The 22,800-nt window shown below is 71.8% G+C and carries 19 protein-coding genes; 7 read left to right on the top strand and 12 right to left on the bottom strand.

The features are described from left to right. Window positions 1–13: 13 nt before the first annotated feature. From D2L64_RS27025 to D2L64_RS03160, 3 genes are read left to right on the top strand one after another with little or no spacing between them, the layout of a single operon-like run. On the top strand, window positions 14–274 hold the full coding sequence (locus tag D2L64_RS27025; RefSeq protein ID WP_147376175.1) for a hypothetical protein: 261 nt from the start codon (window positions 14–16) through the stop codon (window positions 272–274). Beyond that, window positions 271–924, top strand: a complete 654-nt coding sequence (locus D2L64_RS03165) for a hypothetical protein (protein WP_119572975.1) — start codon at window positions 271–273, stop codon at window positions 922–924. Before D2L64_RS27025 ends, D2L64_RS03165 begins: the two co-directional genes overlap by 4 nt. Beyond that, window positions 911–1,336 carry a hypothetical protein gene (locus D2L64_RS03160; protein WP_233558733.1) on the top strand — a complete coding sequence of 142 codons (426 nt, stop codon included), beginning with the start codon at window positions 911–913 and terminating at the stop codon, window positions 1,334–1,336. The genes D2L64_RS03165 and D2L64_RS03160 overlap by 14 nt, the downstream gene beginning before the upstream one ends. A 596-nt stretch (window positions 1,337–1,932) precedes the next feature. On the opposite strand, the gene D2L64_RS27770 is transcribed toward D2L64_RS03160, so the two are convergent. From D2L64_RS27770 to D2L64_RS03105, 9 genes are all read right to left on the bottom strand, one after another. Beyond that, complete coding sequence (locus tag D2L64_RS27770; RefSeq protein ID WP_233558732.1) at window positions 1,933–2,622, bottom strand: DUF7008 domain-containing protein; 690 nt, start codon at window positions 2,620–2,622, stop codon at window positions 1,933–1,935. Window positions 2,623–2,879: 257 nt separating this feature from the next. Then, window positions 2,880–4,586, bottom strand: a complete 1,707-nt coding sequence (locus D2L64_RS03145) for a SulP family inorganic anion transporter (RefSeq protein WP_119572971.1) — start codon at window positions 4,584–4,586, stop codon at window positions 2,880–2,882. Then, window positions 4,583–4,921 carry an ArsR/SmtB family transcription factor gene (locus D2L64_RS03140; RefSeq protein WP_119572969.1) on the bottom strand — a complete coding sequence of 113 codons (339 nt, stop codon included), beginning with the start codon at window positions 4,919–4,921 and terminating at the stop codon, window positions 4,583–4,585. The genes D2L64_RS03145 and D2L64_RS03140 overlap by 4 nt, the downstream gene beginning before the upstream one ends. Window positions 4,922–4,999: 78 nt before the next feature. After that, window positions 5,000–5,419 carry a VOC family protein gene (locus D2L64_RS03135; RefSeq protein ID WP_119572968.1) on the bottom strand — a complete coding sequence of 140 codons (420 nt, stop codon included), beginning with the start codon at window positions 5,417–5,419 and terminating at the stop codon, window positions 5,000–5,002. Window positions 5,420–5,455: 36 nt separating this feature from the next. After that, on the bottom strand, window positions 5,456–5,860 hold the full coding sequence (locus tag D2L64_RS03130) for a helix-turn-helix domain-containing protein (protein ID WP_119572966.1): 405 nt from the start codon (window positions 5,858–5,860) through the stop codon (window positions 5,456–5,458). 182 nt (window positions 5,861–6,042) lie between these two features. Next, a complete protein-coding gene (locus D2L64_RS03120) occupies window positions 6,043–8,766 on the bottom strand; it encodes a glycoside hydrolase family 2 protein (RefSeq protein ID WP_119572964.1) in 2,724 nt (907 codons plus the stop codon). Then, on the bottom strand, window positions 8,763–9,611 hold the full coding sequence (locus D2L64_RS03115; protein ID WP_119572962.1) for a carbohydrate ABC transporter permease: 849 nt from the start codon (window positions 9,609–9,611) through the stop codon (window positions 8,763–8,765). Before D2L64_RS03115 ends, D2L64_RS03120 begins: the two co-directional genes overlap by 4 nt. 80 nt (window positions 9,612–9,691) lie before the next feature. Beyond that, window positions 9,692–10,681, bottom strand: a complete 990-nt coding sequence (locus D2L64_RS03110) for a carbohydrate ABC transporter permease (protein ID WP_119572960.1) — start codon at window positions 10,679–10,681, stop codon at window positions 9,692–9,694. A 79-nt stretch (window positions 10,682–10,760) separates the two neighbouring features. Next, the gene (locus D2L64_RS03105) at window positions 10,761–12,038 is read right to left on the bottom strand and encodes an ABC transporter substrate-binding protein (protein WP_119572958.1); all 1,278 of its coding nucleotides are present in this window, start codon (window positions 12,036–12,038) and stop codon (window positions 10,761–10,763) included. Window positions 12,039–12,423: 385 nt separating this feature from the next. Here D2L64_RS03105 and D2L64_RS03100 point away from each other — a divergent pair, with 385 nt between their 5' ends. Further along, window positions 12,424–13,461: a LacI family DNA-binding transcriptional regulator gene (locus D2L64_RS03100; RefSeq protein WP_119572957.1), complete on the top strand. Its 1,038-nt coding sequence runs from the start codon at window positions 12,424–12,426 to the stop codon at window positions 13,459–13,461. 13 nt (window positions 13,462–13,474) lie between these two features. Here D2L64_RS03100 and D2L64_RS03095 read toward each other — a convergent pair whose 3' ends face one another. Beyond that, a complete protein-coding gene (locus D2L64_RS03095; protein ID WP_233558731.1) occupies window positions 13,475–15,802 on the bottom strand; it encodes a GGDEF domain-containing phosphodiesterase in 2,328 nt (775 codons plus the stop codon). 206 nt (window positions 15,803–16,008) lie between these two features. Between D2L64_RS03095 and D2L64_RS03090 the strand changes: the two genes are divergently transcribed. Then, window positions 16,009–16,386 carry a PH domain-containing protein gene (locus D2L64_RS03090; RefSeq protein ID WP_119572953.1) on the top strand — a complete coding sequence of 126 codons (378 nt, stop codon included), beginning with the start codon at window positions 16,009–16,011 and terminating at the stop codon, window positions 16,384–16,386. Here D2L64_RS03090 and D2L64_RS03085 read toward each other — a convergent pair. Then, window positions 16,380–17,306 (bottom strand): 2-hydroxyacid dehydrogenase, encoded by a 927-nt coding sequence (locus D2L64_RS03085; RefSeq protein ID WP_119572951.1) that lies wholly within the window; start codon window positions 17,304–17,306, stop codon window positions 16,380–16,382. The two genes, D2L64_RS03090 and D2L64_RS03085, sit on opposite strands and share 7 nt — an antisense overlap. 97 nt (window positions 17,307–17,403) lie before the next feature. Here D2L64_RS03085 and D2L64_RS03080 point away from each other — a divergent pair, with 97 nt between their 5' ends. Further along, window positions 17,404–18,567, top strand: coding sequence for a PQQ-dependent sugar dehydrogenase (locus tag D2L64_RS03080; RefSeq protein ID WP_119572949.1), 1,164 nt, complete (start codon window positions 17,404–17,406; stop codon window positions 18,565–18,567). 66 nt (window positions 18,568–18,633) lie between these two features. Next, entirely contained in the window at window positions 18,634–20,220 is a 1,587-nt protein-coding gene (locus D2L64_RS03075; RefSeq protein WP_119572948.1) for a metallophosphoesterase, read from the top strand. A gap of 120 nt (window positions 20,221–20,340) precedes the next feature. Here D2L64_RS03075 and D2L64_RS03070 read toward each other — a convergent pair whose 3' ends face one another. Further along, on the bottom strand, window positions 20,341–22,698 hold the full coding sequence (locus D2L64_RS03070) for a transketolase-like TK C-terminal-containing protein (RefSeq protein WP_119572947.1): 2,358 nt from the start codon (window positions 22,696–22,698) through the stop codon (window positions 20,341–20,343). Window positions 22,699–22,800: the final 102 nt, after the last annotated feature.

The raw sequence follows: 22,800 nt of genomic DNA, 5'->3' as shown, positions 1-22,800 counted from the left end.
CCCGACGGTCGCCATGAGCGTTGGCGAGGTAAAGGCGGCCCTCCGCGCCGCCATCGAAGCCGCCCGCCAGGGACAACGGGTGTTCGACAAGGCTGTCTCCGAGGCCGAAGCAGCAACCGGAGCAGCGAACGCCGTCCTGCGCGGCAGCCACCACGAGCACGTGACCAACACTCAGCAGGCACTTGCCGCCGCCAAGGCAGAGGTCGAACCGACTCGCCGCCGCTTCAACGGCACCGCTGAACACGCAGGCGACTACCTCACCCGACTCGGATGAGCGGCGGCATCGCCGAGCTGGTCGCGCAGCTCCTTGCCGTACGCGGAAAACTTGATGCCGCAGCCGTCACCGCGCTGCGCGCCCGGGCGGACGCCGAAGTGGCCCTGGCGCGACTGACCGAGGTACAGCGCGGAAGCAGCGACCATCGGTTACGCGCCGCCGTCACCGACGCCGAAGTGGCCCGGGACAAAGCCGGCCGCTACGCCCGCCTGTTGTCTGACGCAGCCGGCCACATCACCGCGTACGTCAACACGATCGCCCCCGGCGCCGCGCCCGCCGGAACTGATAATGCGGCTTCGCCGTCTGGGGACCACCTGGTCGAGGAGACAGAGGAACGCAGCCGCAAGGGCGAGGCGTTCCTCCGCCGGCACGTCAAGAAGTCAGACGACACCGAGGACACCCTCAAGCAGGCCGAACAGGCAATCACCACCGGCTTTCGCGAGCTACAGAAGGGCTTGAAGGGCTCGGGATCCAGTGGTAGCACGACGTCCACGGCCGCCGACCCCGGCACGCCGATCGACCGCCCTCAGTTGGAGCACCCGGTCGCATCGGTCATCATGGCTGCTGGCGCAGTCGTCGTGGGATTTCGAGGTGTCTGGAACATGGTGAAGAAGCACCGCGAGAGGAAGCGATCTGATGAGCAGCCCTGAGATGGTCGACTACATCCGGACGATGGTCAGGGGCGACCACGAGGCCAATGACCGGATCGAAGCCCGCCTCGACGAGATCGGCTGGGACGGCTTCCCGACCCTACTCGGCGCGGTCTTCTACTTCGCGGTCAATCGACGCTTCGATGAGCGGACATCACCGGGCGAAATCATGCGGTTCGTGGCCGACATTCGAGCGGCGGCCCCGCCCGGCACTCCGGAAATCGACGCCAACGCAGCCGAGACGCTGATCCGAGCCGCCGTGGATCCCGATGTCGAGACCGCCATAGATCCCCAGATGGCCGGACGGATCCAGGGACTGGTGATCCTGAGCATCCTGGGCGATGGCAGTGTCGGCGACGAAGAACTGGACGAACTTCTCACCGAGGCAGCAGCGCTGGCCAGCCGAGTATGAGCTGAATCAAGGGATTGCGACGACGAGGTACACCCCTCTACCAAGCCTGAGCTGCCCGAATACATCCGCACGGTGGTTCGTGACGATTACGCCGCCACCGACGCGGTCGAGGCCGAGCTTGACGCTGAAAGCTGGGATGGTCTTCCGCGCTACCTCGCGGCAGTGTTCTTCCTCGCCGTCGATCGCCGCTTCGGCGAGACCACCGGTCGCGCAGAGGTCATCGCCTTCGTCGGCGACCTACGCGCCCGGCTCGCTGACGAGAGCCCAGACCCAGAACTGCAGACCGTCCGCAAAGGCCCACCGGCACGACCGCCCACCGAGCCGACCGCACACCGGCACCGCGCCACGTCTCCTGTCCCACCCACACTCTCTGGCCCTCGTACTGCGAGGCCCCCGGCGTGGCCGGGGGCCTCCCATTCCCACTGGGCATCTTGACGGCCCTGCAGCGGCGCGATCCGCGCTGCCGCCGGGAACCCCGGTCACAAGACGACGACGGCGTCCTCAGCGAAGGTGAACAAGCCCGCGTCGAGCGTGATCGACTTGAGTTTGGTGCCCTTCGGCACGTCGAAGAAGTCGGCATCGACGACCAGCGTCGGCTATAAGGGCCATTCTAGGAAACTACTGTCGCGCCAGGTATGCCTCGCCGCTCGGTCAAGACTGTCCGGTCGGCGCTGAGTTGGGACAGTTCGGTGTCGATTAGGTCGGCGAAGAACTGATCGGGTGAGCCGGCCCGGCGTCCAGGCCGCCTGGAGTTTGCGGTCCAGGTAGCCCGCCTTCGGGTACGAGATGAAGCGTTCCTTTGGCACGTCGAGCTTGCCGCGCACCCGCCAGTACGACGGCTTAGCGAAGTCGGCCGAGGTGCACTTCGGTGGCACCTTGATGTCCACGTCCTCGCCCGCGTTCTCCAGCCGCTGCTGCGCCCAGACCCGCTCCCACTGCGCCCGCTTGCGCAGCCCGGATGGCTTGTAGCGATGTGCCGGCAGGTAGGGCACGTGCTCGGCCGGGGCGTAGTAGGCGATGACACTACGCAGCCGCTTCGCCTTGCGGTTGGCGAGAGTCAGCGGACTGTCGACGGTGGATCGTCTGCCGTTCGGCGGCCGGCGCCGCTGCCAACGGTGGCCGTCTCCCGAAAGTCGGCCGGGCCAGTGCTTCAACCCGAGTACGTTGGCCCACACGTGGTACGGCTCGGCATCAGGCAGGTACGACGACAACTCACGTAGCCCGTCCTGCTCGTGCAGGTAGGCACTGGGATTGATCTGCTCCCAGCGCGGCGAATCCTCACGCACTCCGCATCATGCATTCCTGCGCGGTCATGACTGGCGCTCCCCACAAAACCCTGCCCCTGAGTTCCGTGGACGGTACCGTCGCACCTGGACGGGATTAAGATCCGCACCTTCGGTGAGGTTTTATAGCCGCCCGCCCCATCGACATCCTTCACCTGCGAATAGGTGAAATATTTCGGGCCGGGTTCCAATTGTTGGAACCGGTCCGGAATCCGACAGATCCATCGCACCGGCGACAGACCGGTTCGGGCCGTCTGCGGTCAGGTGTGGCTGGCGTCGGGGGCTGGTGGGGCGAGAGTGCGGGCGTACGCGATGGCGGCCGGTGTGTCGGGGAAGACCAGACCGTCACGGCGCAACCGGTCGGCCACGCCGAGGGCGTCGAGCACCTCGTCGTGGCCGGGCACGATGCCGGAGAGCAGCACGGTGATGCCGCGCCCCTGGAGGCGGTGGATGGCGTCGCCGAGGACCTGCGCGCCGGTGGCGTCGATGGTGCTGACCCGGGACATCCGCAGGATGACCACCCGTACGTCGGTGACGTCGGAGAGGCGGAGCAGGAAGGTGTGCGCGGCGGCGAAGAAGAGTGGCCCGTCGAGCCGGTACGCGACGATGTGTTCGGCGAGCAGGGCCTGTTCCTCGGCGGTGTGGTCACCGGTGTCGAGGGGGACCTGTTCCAGTCGGGCGCTGCGGGCGACGGCACGCAGGGCCACCACCACGGCGACGCCGACGCCGACGGCCACTGCGGTGACCAGGTCCCAGACGACGGTGACGGCGAAGGTGAGCACCAGCACCAACGCGTCGCCCCGGGTGGAGCGGGCCAGCGCCCACAGCGATGCCGCCTCGACCATCCGTACCGTGGTGGCCAGCAGGACCCCGGCGAGCGCCGCGAGTGGGATGCGGCCGACCAGCGGCGCGGCCACCAAGACGATGCCGGCCAGGGCCATCGCGTGGGTGAGCGCGGCCAGCTTGGAGACGGCGCCGGCCCGGACGTTCACGGCGGTACGCGCGATCGCCGCGGTCGCCGGGATGCCGCCGAACAGCGGGGCGGCCAGGTTGGCCAGGCCCTGTCCGAAGAGTTCCCGATCGGGATCGTGCCGCTGACCGACGGTCATACCGTCGGCGACGGTGGCCGAGAGCAGGCTCTCCAGCGCGGCCAGCGCCGCCACCGCCAGCGCGGCGGGCAGCAGGACACCCACCGCACCGAGGTCGAGGAAGTCCAGCGAGGGCGCCGGCAGCGTCTGCGGCAGGGCACCGATGCGGCTCAACTCGATCGGCGCCAGTTCGGCGAGCAGGGTGGCGGCGGCCACCGCCAACAGCGAGAACGGCACCCCGGGGCGCCAGCGGGCGCCGAGCAGCAGCACCGCCGCGACACCGAGCGCCACCGCGACGGGTCCGGGTTGCGGGTGTCCGACGAACCGGACGATCGCGTCTGCGGCGATCGCCCAGACCCGTTCGCCCTGCGCGTCGGTGACGCCGAGCGCGGCCGGCACCTGTTGCAGGGCGATCACCACGGCGATGCCGGCGGTGAAGCCCTCGATCACCGGCACCGGCAGGTATCGGACGTAGCGGCCGAGTCGGGCGCCGGCCAGGGCGATGAGGATCACCCCGGCCAGCGCGCCGACCATCAGCACCCCGGCCGCCCCGAACTGGGCCACGATCGGCACCAGCACCACCGTCATCGCACCGGTGGGGCCGGAGACCTGGAGATTCGAGCCACCGAAGACGGCGGCCACGGCCCCGGCGACCACGGCGGTGATCAGTCCGGCCTCCGCGCCCAACCCCGAGGTGGCCCCGAAGGCCAGCGCCAGCGGCAGCGCGACGACGGCGACGGTGAGCCCGGCGACCAGGTCACGACGGGGCGCCCGCCGCACCGCGTGCCAGTCGGCGCGGTTCGGCAGCAGGTCGAGCAGCCGACGGCCGACGTCGGCCAGGGCCGGCCGGGCGTCGGCGGCGGCCCGGCCGCCGCTCACCGGGCCGGTCCGCCGGCCCGCAACTCGTCCAGCAGGGCGTCCCGATCGGTGAGCACCGCGCCGAGGATCCGTCGCCCGGCCGCCAGCAGGTCCGCGACGTCGGAGGTGCTCAGCGCGTACATCACCAGCGGACCGTCGCGGTGCGAGGTGACCAGACCGGCGCGACGCAGCACGGCGAGCTGCTGGGACAGGTTCGACGCCTCGACCTCGACGACGGCGAGCAGGTCCCGTACCGGTTTGGGGCCGTCCTGGAGCAACTCCAGCACCCGGATGCGGACGGGATGCCCGAGGGTGCGGAACAGCTCGGCCTTCGCCTGGTAGAGCGGCACGGACATGCGTCAGCCTCCTCGCGCGACAGCCACGCTGAAGACTTTAGCACTTGCAGGATTGTTCAACTCAACATGTCGCGGCCCTCAGCCGCGCTCGAACATCTGCCCGATCCGGATCCGGTTGCCGAACGGGTCACGGATGCCGAAGTCGATGCCGTACGGCCGTTCCATCGGTTCGTCGGTGACCTCGACGCCCTTGGCGACCAGCTCTTCGTACGTCTTGTGGGCGTCGTCGGTGGTCATGAAGAGCAAGCCCCCTGCGGCGCCCTTGGTGAGCAGTTCGCGGACCTGCTCGGCGGTGGCCGGGTCGAGGTTCGGCGGGCCCGGCTTCTCCAGCAGGATCTCGCGCGTCGGGTCGCCGGGCAGGTGGACCGTCAGCCAGCGCATGAAGCCGAGATCCTGATCCGTGTTCAACTCCAGACCGAGCTTGCCGATGTAGAAGTCGAGCGCCTCGTCCTGGTCGAGGACGTATATCTGGGAGCGGCTGATCGCGTTCATCGTCATGGTCAGAAACGCTAGCGCAGGCCCCTGACCTGCTGCTTATCCAAAACTGCTGGGCCGGTTCCAGGCCTTGGTGAAGCATCCCGGCACCGGCGCGGCGGGCGCCGTGCGCCGCTTGCGGTACTCGGTGGGCGGTTCGCCGACGATCTGCCGGAACGTACGACTGAACGTCCCGAGGCTGCTGAACCCGACCGCGTGGCAGATCTCGGTCACGTCCTGGCCGGTGTGCAGCAGCAGGTACATGGCCCGTTCCACCCGCCGCCGCTGCAGGTAGCGGTGCGGCGTCTCGCCGAAGGTCGCGCGGAACGTCCGGATGAAGTGCGCGGCGGAGACGTGCGCGATCCGCGCCAGCGCCGGTATGTCGAGGGGCTCGGCGTACGACCGGTCCATCGTGTCCCGCGCACGCAGCATCGCCCGGTTCATCTCCTCAACCGCCCTACCCACCCCGCCCCCTCCCACCCCAAACCCCCCACCACCCCCAACCCCACCCCCACCCCCCCACCCCCCGTTGATCATGAGGTTGACGGCAGTTGAAGAGATCAACTTCGCCGCCAACCTCATGATCAACCAGGTTGGGGGTGGGGGGTTGGTGGGTGGGGTTGGGATTCGGGCGAGCGGCTTGTACTTTATGACGCTTCTCCGACGTTGGCCGGGGGCCGCCGGTGGTAGTCGTTCACGCAGCGGAGCGCGGGTCGGGTGGTGAGCGCTTCGGGGTCGAGCGGCGCGGGCGACCGCACCGTGAGGGTGACCGACTCGCCGGGGAGCAGGGTCACCAGGGCGTCGTCTACCTCGGCGGCGGGGTCGAGCCGGTCGGGGAAGAGGGTGAGATCGCGCAGGATGGTGCGGGCGGTCACCCGCAGGAGCTGTCCACCGTCGCCCGGTTCGACCGTGGCGTCGTACTCGGCCGGCGGGTAGTCGATCTCGCGGTCCGGAGCGAAGAACCAGAGCGCCCGGCCGGCGGGGTCACCCGCGTCGGCGACCAGCAGTTCCCCGTGGGCCTCGTCGGGCCGGACCAGCTCCGCCGGCAGCGGCACGGTGACCGTGGCGTACGCGGGGATGTCCAACGCCAGGGTGGACTTCGCCCGGGGATCCCCGGCGACCGTCAGCCGGGTGATCGTGGCCGACGCCCGCCACGGCCGGGCACTGTCGTTCACCGCAACGAGAGCGAGGCCACCGTCGAGAGCCAGGCCGTCGTCGCGGGCCGAGCCACCGTCAGGAGCCAGGCCGCCGTCGTGAGGTTGGCCGCCGTCGCGTCCCGAACCACCGTCAGGAGCGAGGCCACCATCGAGAGGTTGGCCGCCGTCGAGAGGTTGGCCACCGTCGCGGGCCGCGCTGGCCCCGCGGGGTTGGATGGTGAGCAGCCGGTCGGCGTACGCGCGGCGCAGCGCGTACCAGAGGGGTTTACGGCGGCCGTCGCCGTCGATCGCCGCCCAGGAGGTGACCGGCCAGCAGTCGTTCAGCTGCCAGACGATGGTGCCCATGCAGAGCCCCCGGTGGGAGCGGAAGTGTTCCACCCCGAGTTGGATGGCCCGGGCCTGGTTGAGCTGGGTCAGGTAGTGCCAGTCGTCGAAGTCGCGCGGCTCGGGCAGGTGCGCGGCCAGTCCGCGGCGCAGTTTCCGGTCGCCGTCGGCGGCCTTCTGGTGGTGCGCCATGCCGGGCGAGTCGGGCGCCAGGGGCTCGTCGGAGATGGCCCGGCGCAGCGTCGCGTACGCGGGTGGCCCCTGGTAGCCGAACTCGGCGACGAACCGGGGCAGGTACTCGCGGTACTTCAGGTAGTCGTCGGTGTTCCAGACGTCCCAGATGTGGGTGGTGCCGTACGCCGGGTCGTTGGGGTGGATCTCCTCCCGGCCCGACCAGGGGCTGCCCGGCCAGTACGGCCGGGTCGGGTCGAGTTCGGCCACGATCCGGGGCAGCAGCTCCAGGTAGTAGCCGCGCCCCCAACTGCGCCCGGCCAACGACTCCTGCCAGTCCCAGTCGTGCCAGCCCCAGATGTTCTCGTTGTTGCCGGTCCACAGCACCAGCGACGGGTGGGGCGCGAGTCGGGTCACCTGCTCCGCGGCCTCGGCGGCGACCTCGCCGGCGAACGGTTCCTCCTCGGGGTACGCGGCGCAGGCGAAGAGGAAGTCCTGCTGGACCAGCAGGCCACGTTCGTCGGCCAGGTCGTAGAAGTCGTCGGACTCGTACCGGCCGCCGCCCCAGACCCGCAGCAGGTTGATGTTGGCGTCGGCGGCCTGGTCGAAGCGGTGCGCCAGACGGTCCCGGGTGACCCGGGTCGGGAAGGTGTCGTCCGGGATCCAGTTCACCCCGCGGACGAAGATCGGCACCTCGTTGACGTGCAGGGTGAACGGTGCGCCGTGCGCGTCGGGGGTGGTGTCCAGGCGTACCGACCGGAAACCGATCCGGCGCTGCCAGCTGTCGAGGAGTTCGCCGTCGCCGCCGAGCAGGGTCACCGCCAGCGGGTAGCGGGCCGGATCGCCGTGACCGCGCGGCCACCACAGCTCGGGGTCGTCGACGGTCAGGGTGAGTACGCCGGACCGCTCCCCCGCCGCGATCTCCACCTCGGCAGTCACCCCGGCCACCTCGGCTCGTACGGTGAGCGCCACGTCGGCGGCGCCTCCCGCCACGCCCGGGTGGTCCGCGTCGGCGGTCACCGTGGGCGGCCGGTCCGTGGCGCGCTCCACCTCGACCCGCAACTCCACCCGACCGGTACGTCCCGCCACGGTGACCTGTGGGCGGACCGCCGCGAGCCGGGCGCCCGACCAGCCGTGCAGGCCGATCTCCTGCCAGATGCCGGCGGTGACCAGGGTCGGGCCCCAGTCCCAGCCGAAGTTGCAGGCCATCTTGCGGATGAACTGGAACGGCTCCGGGTACGCGTTGGGCCGGTCACCGAGCCGGTCGCGGTGCGCCTGGGCGTACCGGTAGGCGGAGTCGAAGCGTACGGCGAGGGTGTTGCCCTCGGCGCGCAGCAGCGATCCGACGTCGAACCGGTAGCCGCGGTGCATGTTCTCGGTGCGGCCGACCTCGACGCCGTTGAGCGTGACCGTGGCGACGGTGTCCAACCCGGCGCAGACCAGGTCGATCCGCGGGTGCTCGCCGGACGGCCGGTCGAAGGTGGTCTCGTAGACCCAGTCGGTGTGCCCGATCCAGGCCAGCCGGGTCTCGTTGTCGTCGAGGTACGGATCGGGGATCAGCCCCGCCGTCAGCAGGTCGGTGTGCACGCAGCCGGGCACGGCGGCCGGTACCTGCCGGCCGTCGACCTCGGCCGGTACCTGTGGGCCGGAGACCGCCCGCAACGTCCAGCCGTCGTGCAGTGCCTGCCGGAGCGGACCGGTCCCCCGCGCGTCGCTCAAGACTTCACCGCGCCTTCCATGATTCCGCGGACGATCTGCCGACCGCCGACGACCAACATGATCAATAGTGGCACCGTGGCCACGAACGCGCCGGCCAGCACCCGCCGGTAGATGACGTAGTTGCCGCTGGCCAGGTCGGAGATGGCCACCATCGAGGTGGGGTAGTCGGTGCCGTTGAGCGTGATCAGGGGCCACTGGAAGTCGTTCCAGGTGGCCACGAAGGTGAGCAGGCCGAGTACCGCGAGGGCCGGGCGTACCGCCGGCAGGGCGATGCTCCAGTAGATCCGCATCGTGGTGGCGCCGTCGATCCGCGCCGACTCGACCAACTCGTCGGGCACCGTGTTGACGATGAACTGTCGCATGTAGAACACCCCGAACGCGGTGACCATGCCGGGCACGATCACCGCCAGCAGGGTGCCGTTCCAGCCCAGCTTGCCCATCACGATGTAGAGCGCGACGACGCCGAGCTGATTGGGCACGGTCAGGGTGAGGACGACGAAGAGCATCAGCGCCCGGCTGCCCCGGAAACGCAACTTGGCGAAGGCGAAGCCGGCCAGCGAGCAGAAGAACAGCACCGAGGCGGTCACCACGGTGGCGACGATGACGCTGTTCACCAGGGAGGCGGCGAAGTAGACGTCCTGCATCGAGAAGACCTCGTCCAGGTTCGCCAGGAACCGGTCGCCCGGGATCACCACCGGCGGCAGCTGCGCGGTCGCCTCGTCGCTGCTGGTGGCGATGACGAACATCCAGTACAGCGGGAACGCCGCGAACAGCGCGGTGACCGACAGGAGCAGGTACGTCCCGATCCCGGCCGGGGTGTCCTGCGGTGCCCGGCCCAGCAGCACGGCCCGCCGACGCCCACCGGACGGCGTTGCCGGCCCCTGCCCGCCGGCCGGTACGGCGGCGCGGCGCCGCTGCAGAAGGCTCACTTGCGTCCTCCCGAGATGCGGTTGGTCAGCAGGGTGTTCAGCGCGGCGACCACCAGGATGACGAGGAACAGCGCCCAGGACATCGCGGCGGCGTAGCCGAGGTTCAGGTCCTTCCAGCCCACCTTGTAGATCAGCTGGGCGACGGTCTGCCACTCCCCACCGGCACCGCCGGTGGCGGCCTGGGCGTTGAGGTCGAACAGCATCGGCTCGGTGAACAGTTGCAGCCCGCCGATGGTGGAGAGCACCACGGTGAAGATGACCACCGGCCGGATCATCGGCACGGTGATCCGCCAGAGCTGTCGCCACGGACCGGCGCCGTCGAGCGCCGAGGCCTCGTACACGTCCCGCGGGATGGACTGCATGGCGGCCAGGTAGAGCAGCGCGTTGTAGCCGATCCACTTCCAGTTGACCATGGTGGCGATGGCGATCCAGGAGTGCAGTTTGTCGGCCCGCCAGTCGATCGGGTTCTCCGCGCCGATGCCGACCAGGCCGAGCGCCCAGTTCGCCATCCCGTGGTCGCGGGCGAAGAAGACGTTGAACACCAGCGTGGAGGCGGTGATCGGGGTGATGTACGGCAGCAGCGCGCTGACCCGCCACCAGGTCTGCGCCCGCAGCCGACGGTTCAGCATCGACGCGACGACCAGCGCCAGCAGCAACTGCGGGACGGTGGAGAGCAGGAAGATGCCGAAGGTGTTGTAGAGCGCGTTGCCGAAGTCCCCGTCGGTGAACAGCCGGCGGAAGTTCTCGGTACCGGCCCAGCCGGTCAGTTCCGGCTGGTCGAGGCGCCAGTGACGGAGTGCCACCACCCCGTTGAAGACCATCGGGAACAGCCCGAAGACGAAGAAGAGCAGGAAGAACGGCGCGATCAACAGGTACGGCACGTACCGCGCGTCGAAGCGGTGCAGCCGGTCACGCCAGGTCGACTGCCGGCCGGCGGTCGGCCGGGGGCGGGTGGCCGGGTCGGGGGCCGCGCGCGTGGTGGGCATCGGACACTCCAGGTACGGGGGCGACGGGGACCTGCCGGTGCCGGGGCGGGCCGGGACACCCGGCCCGGCACCGGTCGCGTTACTTGCTGGCCTTCTCGGCTTCCTTGATCGCCTCGGCCCAGGCCGCGTCCGGCTTGAGCGTGCCGTTCTGCACCCGGTTGATGACGTTCTCCACCGCCACCCGGGTCGGGCCGTGCTTGCGGCCCTGGTACTGCGGGGTGAGGCCCTCGGCCATCTTCGGGAAGATCTGCCCGACCGGTGCGGAGCCGAAGAACTCGTTCTTGAAGTCCGCGATCGCCGGGTCGGTGTACAGCCCCGGCTGCGACGGCAGGTTGCCGACCTTCTTGAAGACCTCGATCTGCTGTTCCGGCTGGATCAGCCACTCCAGGAACTTGTACGCCTCCTCGACGTTCTTGCCCTGCTTGGGGATGGTCAGGAAGGAGCCGCCCCAGTTGCCGCCGCCACCGGGCACCGCGGCGATGTCCCACTTGCCGCTGGTGCCGGGCGCGGTGTTCTGGATGTGCCCGAGCATCCAGGCCGGGCAGGTCAGCACCGCGAACGACCCGCTGGTGAAACCCTTGTCCCAGTCGGCCTGGAAGCTGGTCAGGTTCGCCGACAGGCCGGCCTCGGCCGCCCGGACCGCGTAGTCGAAGGCGACCTTGGGGCCACCGTCCATGCGCAGTTGCTCGTTCTCGTCGTAGAAGCCGACCTGCTGCTGGCCGAGGATCGGGTTGAACAGGTTGGTCGCGTTGTCGACGAACTTCTTGTTCGTCTTGGCGGTGTACTGCCGGCCGACCTCCAGGAAGCTGTCCCAGGTGGGCCAGAGCGCGGAGACCTGGTCGCGTTCGGTGGGCAGGCCGGCGGCCTCGAACAGGTCGGTGCGGTAGCACATCGCCAGGCCGCCGACGTCGGTGCCGAGACCGATCTGGGTGGTGCCGTCGGCCGACAGCGACTGCTTCCACTTCCACGGCAGGTAGTTGCTCTCGTACTTACCGGCGCCGGAGTCGAGCAGGTTGACGAACTGGTCCGCCTGGCTGCGGAACTGGACGATGAAGCCCTCGTCGATGGCGGCGATGTCGGGCGCGCCGGAGCCGGCGATCAGCTTCTTCTGCAGGTCCTCGTGCTGGGCGTTGTACTCGCCCGAGTTGAGGGCGATCTTGACGTGCTGGTTCTCCGCCTCGTACCGGGCCTTGAGATCCTGCAGACCGAAGTCGCCCCAGAAGTTGATCTTAAGCGTGACCGCACCGTCCCCACCCGAGTCGCCGGTGGTGCTGCGCCCACTGCACGCCACGACCAGCGACCCGACCGTCAGACCTACGACTGCGACCCGCAGCCAGCGAGGCGTAGACCGTTTCATGACCCATCCTCCGACCATCTGGGAACGCTCCCGATATCGAGATGCGTTGACTGAACCGGATAAGTGACGCCACCGTACGGGCGCACCAGCACAGTGTCAACGGCGGGTTAACTTCTCAGCCGTCCGGTAACCCAAAGCCGCCTTAGCTGTCCGAGAAGACCTGTAAAGCCACTCTTTCCGGCATCCACCCGGACCGCCCAGCCATCGACTACCGCCGACGCCAGGCTGCGGCACCATACGTACTTAACCGAGAAAGTTCACCGATCCCGCCGTACGCGTCGCACCGGCCGGCGTCAACCACCGGCCCACGGCGGGTAGCGTGTCCAGCGCCGCCGGTTGCCGTGCGGCCAGCGGACAACACAGCGGCCCAGGAGGACGTACGCCGGTGAAGCGGCCCACGATCGCGGACGTCGCCCGGCGGGCGGGGGTCTCCAAGGGCGCGGTGTCGTACGCGCTCAACGGCCAGCCGGGCGTCTCCGAGGCGACCCGGCAACGCATCCTCGCCATCGCCGCCGAGATCGGCTTCAGCCCCAGCAGCGCGGCCCGCGCGCTCTCCGGCGCGACCGCCCGGGCGATCGGGCTGATCCTGGCCCGACCGGCCCAGACCCTCGGCATCGAACCGTTCTTCATGGAGCTGATCAGCGGCGTCGAGGCGGAACTCTCCGCCCGGTCGTACGCGCTGACCCTGCAGGTGGTCGCCGACACCAGCGCCGAGATCGCCGTCTACCGCCGCTGGTGGGGCGAGCGGCGGGTCGACGGGGTGCTGGTCTGCGACCTGCGGGTGGCCGACCAGCGGGTGCCGGTGCTGGAGGAACTCGGCCTGCCCGCCGTGGTCATCGGCGGACCGGCGGACACCGGACGGCTGGCCAGCGTCTGGTCCAACGACGCGGCGGCGCTCGACGAGACCGTGGAGTACCTGTACGCCCTGGGCCACCGCCGGATCGCCCGGGTCGGCGGCCTGCCCGACCTGCTGCACACCGCGATCCGGACCCGGGCGTTCACCGAGGTCTGCCAGCGGCTCGGTCTCGCCGAGTCGATCGTCACCTCCTCCGACTACACCGGCGAGGAGGGGGCGCGGGCGACCCGTCGGCTGCTCAGCTCCCGGCTGCGCCCCACCGCGGTGATCTACGACAACGACGTGATGGCGATCGCCGGGCTGTCGGTCGCCCAGGAGATGGGTCTCGCCGTCCCCGCCGACCTGTCCATCGTGGCCTGGGACGACTCGCCGCTGTGCCGGCTGGTGCACCCGCCGCTGACCGCCGTCGGCCGGGACATCCCGGCCTACGGCGGGCACGCCGCCCGGCAGCTACTCCAGGCGATCGAGGGTGGTGCTGCGCCGACCGGCCTGCAGGACGAGACGGCGCACCTGACGCCACGCGGCAGTACCGGTCCGCCACCGGCGGGCGAGCAGCGAAGCGGTTGACCGGCTCCGGTGGTCAGCGCGACGCGGACGGAAACTCCTCGAAGTACGCCTCGACCCGTTCCGCGGTCGCCGGCCGGGCCAGCTCGTACCCCTGGCCGTAGCGGCACCCGGCCCGGTACGCGCCGTCGACCTGGTGGGCCGACTCCAACTCCTCGGCCACCACCTCCAGACCGAGCCGGTCGGCGACCGTCACCACCACGTCGAGCAGCGGACCGTTCCGGCCCGCGCCGGCCGCCTCCGGCCCGACCTTGAGCAGGTCGATCGGGAGTCGCCGCAGCTGGGCGAGGGATGCGTGCTCGGCTCGGAAGTCGTCCAGCGCCGTGCGGATGCCCATCGACCGCAGCCCGGCCAGGCGGGCCACCACGGTCGACAGCTCACCGCCCAACCGGGGCTCGGCCACCTCGACCACCAGCTGGTCCGGCCCCACGCCGTACGCGTCGAGCACCGCCGCGGTCCGCGGTACGAAGTCCGCGGAGACCAGCTCGCGGGTGCTGACGTTCACCGCCATCCACAGTCGCCGGCCGCCGACGGACCACTCGGCCACCTGCCGGCAGGCCCGGTCCAGCACCCAGGCGCCCAGCTCGCCGACGATGTCGAGATCCTCGGCCACCGGCAGCAACTCCGCCGGGAACACCGTGCCGAGCACCGGGCTGCGCCAGCGCAGCAACGCCTCGGTGCCCACCGGCGAGCGGTCGGCGAGGGCGAGCACCGGCTGGTACACCAGGTCCAGCTCGCCGCGGGCGACCGCGCCCGGAAGTTCCCGTTCCAGGTCCAGCCGACGGACCAGCTGCTCCTCCAGGTAGGCGTCGTACCACTCGACCCGCTCCCGGCCCAGTTGGGCGGCGCGCCGCCGGGCCAGGTCCGCCTGACGCAACACGTCCTCCGGCCGGCCGTGGGCCAGTTCCGCCAGCCCGACGCTGGCCCGCGAGCGCAGCACCGCCCCGGACACCTCGTACGGCTGGTCCAGGGCCGCCAGCAGGCGGGTGCCCAGCGCGTACGCCAGCAGCGGCCCGGCCGTGGTGACCACCGCCAGGCCCCCTCCGGTGAGGTCGACCACCGCGTCGCCGTCGGCGGTCACCACCCGGGCCCGACGGACCGCCTCGGCCGCGACGTCGTCGCGCACGGCCACCCCGGGCAACTCGGCGAGGTGCAGATCCACCACCAGCAGCGCACCGGTCGCCGGCTCGGGACGGGTGGCCAGCACCCGCAGCAACGCGGCACGACCGGCGGGCACCGCGCCGTCGACGCCGACCGGCACAGCCACCGGCACGGCCGGCGCCGGTTCGCGCCGGACGCCCCCGCCGACGGCCCCACCCGCGCCCGCGTCCCCGCCTGGGCCCGCGTCCCCGCTGCCGTCCGCGTCCCCTCCTGCGCCCGCGCCCCCGCCTGCGCCGAGCAGTTCCCGCGCCACCAGCGGGGGGACCGCGGCGAGGGCCAGCAGGACGGTGGTGCGGTCGGGCAGCAGACCGGCCTGCAGCTGGTGGACGGTGGCCAGCACCACCGCGGCCCCGGGCAGGACCACCCGCGGCCAGACCAGGGTGGCCCGCGGTGGCGGCCCGGTCTCCGCCTGCACCGCCCGGCGCACCCCGGCGGCGGTCAGCAGCACGCCGACCACCAGCGGAGGAACCGCCAACAGCGCCGCCCGGCCGGCGCCGGGACCGGCCGGCAGCGCGGCCAACAGCGTCAGCGCGAGCAGCGACAACCCCGCCCCGGCCCGGCACCGGCTCACGCCGGTGTCCCGGTGCGGCCCGGTCAACACGGCCAACACGGCCACCGCCGACACCCCGACGGCCAACGCGGCCGCCAGTCGGGTCGCGGCCGGCACCCCGGCGTACGGCAGCAGCAGCCAGGCGGCGAGGACCAGACCGACGGCGGCCGCGGCACCGTCGAGGAGCCGGCGCCACAGCGGAGACACCGTCGGCGCCGGCCGGGGCAGGCTGAACAGACCGGCGCCGAAGAGCAGGGCGGTACCGGCGAGCCCGGTCACGGCCGCCGCCGGGCGGTATCCGGGAGACGCCAGCGGCAGCACCGCCGCGGTCAGGCCGGCGGTCACCACGGCCGCGTGCAGCAGGGCGGCGGCCCGCCGCGGCCGGGCCGCCCGACGGCGGGCCAACCGCCCGCCGGCGAGGCCGGTGTTCGCGGTGTCGGGGCCGGCGGCCAGCCGGGAGAGCCGTACGCCGGCCAGCGTCGAGCCGGCCGCACCGGCGAGCGCCACCACGGCCAGGGCCGGCACCGGTCCGGTCGCGCCGACGGCGACCAGCCCGGCGACGACCGTCAGGACGCAGGTCTCCGGCAGGGTGGGGCGGCGGACAGCGGCGCGGAACACGGACGCGACAAGCACGACGTTCGCCTTCGTGAGGGGGCACGGGGGCGGTGCGGCGGTGCGCGGGCGACGGACGGACGGTCCGCCCCCCATCGTCGGGGAAACGATTCATCACGGGATCGGTGACGACCGCAATCAAGTGAGGCAGGTCACTTTCCTGGCTGCCCGAGGTGGTTCCGGTGGCCCCGTTCCGGCCACCGCAGCGCTGGTGGGATCATCGGAGGGTGACCCGCTCCGACACCACCCGATTCCGGCACCACCAGGCCATTCTGGTCGCGGCGATCGTCGGCACCATCGGCGCGCTGCCGCTGGCCAGCGCCCGCGCCTACCTGCTGCCGGTGTTGCTGGTGCCCCTGGCGCTGGCCGCCTGGGCCTGGCGTGCCGGCACCGACGCGGACGCCCGGGGGCTGCGCCTGCGGGCGCTGGCCGGTGCCCGGCGGATCAGCTGGGAGCAGGTCGTGGAGCTGGGTGCCGATCCGCGTGGCCGAGCGGTCGCCCGCCTCGACGACGGCCAGCGGCTGCTGCTGCCGGCGGTCCGCGGCGAGGATCTGCCCCGGTTGGTGGCGGCGGCCGGTCGCGGCAGCGTCGAGCCGGCTCAGTAGCCGTCCGTCACGACGTTCTCCGGCGGTTCACCGGCGGCGAAGCGGCGGATCTGCCGGCCGACCAACCGGTACGCCCGCGGCAGCAGGCCCCGCACCGATCCGGCCACGTGCGGGGTGAGCAGTACGTTCGGCATCGTCCAGAGCGGGTGGTCACCGGGCAGCGGCTCCGGGTCGGTGACGTCCAGGGCGGCGGAGATCCGGCCGGTGGCCAGCTCGGCGGTCAGCGCCTCGGTCCGGACCACCGGCCCGCGGGCGGCGTTCACCAGCAACGCGCCGTCGCGCATCGCGGCCAGGAACGACGCGTCGACCAGGCCGGCGGTCTGCTCGGTCAACGGCACCAGCAGCACCACGACGTCGGCCCGGGGCAGCAAGCGCGGTAGCTGCTCGACCGCGTGCACCCCCTGCTCGGGACGAGCGGTGCGGGCCACCAGTTCGAACTCCACCCCGAAGGGCGCGAGCCGGTCGCGCACCGCGGCACCGATCGAGCCGGCACCGACGATCAGCACCCGCTTGCCGGCCAGCTCGTCGGTCGGCGCCACCTCGTCGTACGCCCAGCGGCGCTGCGCCTGCGCCCGGACCAGCGCCGGGAAGTCGCGCAACCGGGACAGGATCGCGGTGACCACCCACTCGGCGGTGGACGGATCGTGCACCCCCCGGGCGTCGCAGAGCGTCACACCGGCCGGGATCCGGCCGACCCAGGTCTCCGCCCCGGCCGAGAGCAACTGCACCACCGCCAGGTCGGGCAGCTCGCCCAGCAGCGAGGTGGCCGTGGCCGGGGCGAGGAAGGGTGGCACCCAGAAGCGCACCCCGGCGGTCGGCGAGGGCAGCCGTGCCGGGTCGGCCATCGTCTCGACGGTGACCTCCGGCGGCAGCTCACCCAACAGGTCGTGGCCGGCCTCGTGCGGGATCCATACCTTCACGCCCGCTGACGATAGGCGGTGGCGTCGGCTACCGCCGTCGGGGGTGGCGGGCAGCAGCCATCCGCGCCGCCGCCCGCCGCCGGTTACCCTGGGCCGGATGAGCGCCCGTCCCCCGTACCCCCGGTCCCGTCGGCTCCGCACGGCCCTCGCGGCGTCCTGCGCGGCGATACTGCTCGCCGCGACCGGTTGCAGCCTCGGCGAACCGGAGCCGGATCCCGCCGGCGAGCCACCGAACCTACCCACCCCCTCGGCCACCCCCGGCGGCGGTCAGGAGATCGTCGCCACCGTCCTGGCCGAAGGGCTGCGGGTGCCGTGGGGCATCGCCTTCCTGCCCGACGGCGGCGCTCTCGTCACCGAACGTGACAGCGGCCGGATCCTGCAGGTCGGGCCGGAGTCGACCACGGACGGGCTGAAGGTCACCGAGGTGCAGACCGTCGACGGTGTGGTGGCCACGGGCGAAGGCGGCCTGCTCGGGATCGCGGTCTCGCCGGAGTTCGCCCAGAACCGCACGGTCTTCGTCTACTACACCGCCGAACGGGACAACCGGATCGCCCGGATGCGGCTCGGCGAGGAACCCACCCCGATCCTCACCGGCATCCCGAAGGCCGGCGTGCACAACGGCGGCGGGCTGGCGTTCGGCCCGGACGGGCAGCTCTACGCCAGCACCGGCGACGCCGGGGAGACCGCCCAGTCGCAGAACGTCGAGCAACTCGGCGGCAAGATCCTGCGGATCACCCCGGACGGGAAGCCGGCGCCGGGCAACCCGTTCCCGAACTCCCCGGTCTGGTCGCTGGGCCACCGCAACGTGCAGGGCATCGCCTGGGAGGGCGACCGGATGTACGCCGTGGAGTTCGGCCAGAACACCTGGGACGAGATCAACCAGATCCGCAAGGGCGAGAACTACGGCTGGCCCGAGGTGGAAGGGCGCGGCGGGGACGAGAAGTACGTCGACCCGATCGTGCAGTGGTCGACCGACGAGGCCTCCTGCTCCGGGCTGGCCGCGGTGGAACGGATGCTGGCCACCGCGTGCCTGCGCGGCCAGCGCCTCTGGCTGGTCGAGCTGACCGACACCGGGGCGGTGCTCGGGCAGCCCCAGTCGCTGCTGACCGAGCAGTACGGGCGGCTGCGGGCCGTCGCCGCCGCGCCGGACGGCTCGATCTGGGTGAGCACCTCCAACCACGACGGGCGAGGTCGACCGGCACCGGAGGACGACCGGCTGCTACGACTTGTCTTCGCAGGTGGCGGCGCCGGCCGAAGCTGAGGCACCCTCGTAACGGAACACCTCAGGTTTGCCAAGATCCTTCGGCGGGCAGGTCAGAATCTCAGCATGGACGGTCAGGACAACGAGCAGCCGCGCAACGGCCGGGACGGCGACATCCCGGCCGGTCGCGCCTGGCGCCCACCCGCGTTGCGGCGCTCCGGCAGGACGCGCCCCGGCGCACGGCGCGGCGTCCGCCGGGCCGTCGTCGGCCTGGCCGTGCTGGTCGTCACACTGGCCGGGGTGCTGCTCGGCGTACTCGCGGGCGGTCAGGTCGGCACCGACATCGGTCCGTTCCACGCCCGGCTGTCCGTTTCGCCGTCGACCGGCGGCGGCACCACCATCGACATCCCACCACTCGGCGCGCTCAAGCTGGACAGCCACGACGGGCCGACCCACCTGACCGTCGAACTGGGCGCCCTGGACCAGGGCCGGGTCGAGGCGCTGATCGACGATCCGGCGAGTCTCAACCGGGCCACCCAGTCGGCGGTCGAGGAGGTCCAGGACGGCGTGCTGCGGCTCGGGCTGCGCACGATCGGTGCCGCGGTACTGGCCACCCTGGTGCTGGCGCTGCTGGTCTTCCGGGACACCCGCCGGGCCGCCTGGGCCGGCGGGCTGGCCCTGCTGATCACCGCGGGCAGTCTGGGTACCGCCGCGGCGACCATCCGCCCCCAGGCGATCGAAGAACCCACGTACGAGGGGTTGCTGGTCAACGCACCGGCGATCGTCGGCGACGTACGCCAGATCGCCAACGACTACACCCGGTACGCCGAGCAACTCCAGCGGCTCATCGGCAACGTCACGCAGCTCTACACCACGGTGTCGGCGCTGCCGGTGTACGAGCAGGAGCCCGGCACCACCCGCGTTCTGCACATCTCGGACATGCACCTCAACCCGGCCGCCTGGCAGCTGATCCGAACCGTGGTGGAGCAGTTCGGCATCGACGTGGTGATCGACACCGGCGACATCACCGACTGGGGCAGCGAGCCGGAGGCCTCCTACGTCGGCTCGATCAGCCTGCTGCAGAAGCCGTACGTCTACATCCGGGGCAACCACGACTCCCCGCGTACCGCGGCGGCGGTGGCCCGGCAGCCGAACGCGATCGTGCTGGACAACGCGACCACCACCGTCGCCGGGCTGACCATCGCCGGCATCGGCGACCCCCGGTTCACCCCGGACAAGAGCACCTCCCCGGCCGCCGGTGGACTCAACCCGCCCACCGCGGACGAGCTGATCACCACCGGCGAGACCCTCGCCGCGACGGTACGCAGCTCACCCCAGCCGGTGAACATCGCACTGGTGCACGACCCGGCCGCCGCCGGCCCGCTCTCCGGCACCTGCCCGCTGGTGCTCTCCGGCCACACCCACCGGCGCCAGATCGAGAAGCTGCCGGAGGTGCCCGGCCAGCAGCCCACCACGCTCATGGTGCAGGGCTCCACCGGTGGCGCCGGGCTGCGCGGCCTGGAGGGCGAGGAACCGACCCCGCTGACCATGACGGTGCTCTACTTCGACCAGCAGAAGCTGCTCCAGGCGTACGACAACATCACCGTCGGCGGCACCGGCCAGGCCCAGGTCAACCTCGAACGTACCGTGGTGGAACCTCCCGCGACCGGCCTCCCCGCCTCGATCACCCCCACCCCCACCCCCACCCGCTAGCCCCCGCGCCGCGCCCCGCCCTCCGCGCGCTCACGCCCCCGCACTCGCCCCCCGTGATGGGGCCGGCACGGGGCACGCGGGGTGGCGGGCACGGGGGCGCGCGGGGTGGGGGCGGGAGTGTCAGCGGAGGGTCAGGGCGGCCAGGGCGGCGTTGACGATGCTGCCGGGGAGCAGGTCGTGCAGCTCGTACAGCTCGGTGACGGTGCCGGACTGGCCGAACTCGTCCACTCCGAGGGGGACGGCGGGCGCGCCGACGGCCGAGCCGAGCCAGGCCATCGCGTGCGAGGCGGCGTCGTGCACGGAGACCACGGGGACCCGGTCGGTGAAGGCGGCCCGCAGCGCGCCGGGCACGCTGGGCACGGTGGCGGTGCGTACGCCCTGCCGTAGCGTGCGCTGCCAGGAGCGGTACAGGCGGTCGAGGCTGGTCACCTCCACCACGTGCGCGGCGACGCCCTCGTCGGCCAGTTCCGCCGCGGCGGCCAGCACCTCGGGCAGCACCGCGCCGGAGGCGGCCAGCTGCACCGTCGGCGCCTGCGCCAGGTGCGGGTACGCCTGGTGGGCGTCGACCAGCCGGTACGCCCCGGCGAGCACCTGCCGACGCAGCACCGCGTCGCCGAGACGGGTCCGGGCCGCCTCGAACGGCGCCTGGTCCACCGGTCGGGTGCTGAGCCGGAAGTAGTAGGCGCCGTCCTCGGCCGGTGCCGCTGTCGCGGCGGGCTGGGTCGCGCCGGCGATCTGCCCGAACGCGTCGCACAGCAACCAGTCCAGCCCGGTCGCGTACGCCGGCTCGACGAAGGTGACGCCGGGCAGTTCCAGGCCCACGCTCGCGGTGATCGTGGACTGGTGGGCGCCGCCCTCCGGGGCGAGGGTGATGCCCGACGGGGTGCCCGCGACGACGAACCGGGAGCCCGAGTAGGTGCCGTAGAGGAAGGCGTCCAACCCGCGCAGCACGAACGGGTCGTAGACGGTGCCGACCGGCAGCAGCGGTTGCCCGGACAGGTCCCACGCCAGGCCGAGCTGGCCGAGCAGCAGGAACAGGTTCATCTCGGAGATGCCCAGTTCGATGTGCTGCCCGTCGGGGCTCTCCGTCCAGCGCAGCATGCGGTCGGACGACCAGGAGCGCTGCGCGGTCGGGGCGAACACCCCGGTCTTGTTGATGAAGCCGGCCAGGTTGGTCGAGGTGGCCACGTCCGGCGCGGTGGTGACCAGATACCGGCCTACCTGCGGGTCCCGGGCCAGGTCCACCAGCACCCGGCCGAAGGCCTCCTGCGTGGAGATCGGCTTGTTGGCGCGTACGTTGGTGGTCGGTGGGACGGTGACCCCGAGCGCCCGCTGGCGTGGCGCGCGGGACAGCGCCTCCCGACGCTGCCCGGCCCTGATCCCGGCCGGCGAGGCCGGGTCGAGGCGGTCCCACTCGGTATCGCGGGTCAGCCCGTGCGCGGACCGTAGCGCGTCGACCTGCTCGCCGGAGAGCAGCGCCGAGTGGTTGCGCGGATTGCCGGCGATGGGCAGACCCCAACCCTTCACCGTGTACGCGAACACCACGCTCGGCCGGTCGGTCACCGCGTCGCACTGGGCGTACGCGTCGAGCATCGCCGCCAGGTCGTGCCCACCCAGGTCGGTGACGAGCGGCCCCAGTTCCTCGTCGGTGACGTCGGCGATGAACGCGCCGACGCCCTCCGGTGCCCCGTCCAGGAACTGCTCGCGCAGCTCCGGGCCGGTCAGCCCGAACAGCGACTGGTACTGCTCGTTCGGCATCGCGTCGATCCAGTCCCGCAGCGCCGCGCCACCGGGCCGGGCGTACGCCTCGGCCAGCCGGTGCCCGTACTTGACCTCGACCACGTGCCAGCCGGCCGCCTCGAACTGGCCGCGCCACTGGTCGATCCGCACCCCGGGGACGACCCGGTCGAGCGACTGCCGGTTGAAGTCGACCACCCACATGACGTTGCCCAGGCCGGTGGTGGCCGGGTCGGCGACCGCCTCCCAGATGTTGCCCTCGTCCAGTTCGGCGTCGCCGATCAGGGCGACGAAGCGGGAGTCGGGACGCGCGCCGAAGTGCGCGTCGACGTAGCGTCGGGTCACCGCGGCGAACAGCGGCGCGGCGGCACCCAGGCCGACGGAACCGGTGGAGAAGTCCACCTCGTCCGGATCCTTGGTGCGCGACGGGTACGACTGCAGGCCGCCCCGGGCGCGCAGCCGGGTCAGGTAGGACCGGTCCAGGTTGCCCAGCAGGTACTGGATGGCGTGGAACACCGGCGACGCGTGCGGTTTCACCGCCACCCGGTCCTCGGCGCGCAGGTGCGCGAACCACAGCGCGGTCATCGCGGTGACCAGGGATGCGCTGGACGCCTGGTGCCCACCGACCTTCACCCCGTCGCCGGTGGCGCGGTCCCGGTTGGCCGTGTCCACGATCCGGGTGGCGAGCCACAACACCCGCCGCTGGATCTCGTCGAGGACGTCGATGTCGTGCTGGTTCACGGTGCGCTCCAGGGGTCCGGCGCGTCGTCGTTGACGCCCGGTCGGGGACGGGGATGGTGGGTGCGTCGGCCGTTCACCGACGCGCCGCGTCGGTCACGCGGC

Source organism: Micromonospora radicis, assembly GCF_003583405.1.
GTDB lineage: Bacteria > Actinomycetota > Actinomycetes > Mycobacteriales > Micromonosporaceae > Micromonospora > Micromonospora radicis.
Note: the sequence above shows the minus strand (reverse complement) of the source record. Positions and strands in the feature narration are given on the sequence as shown.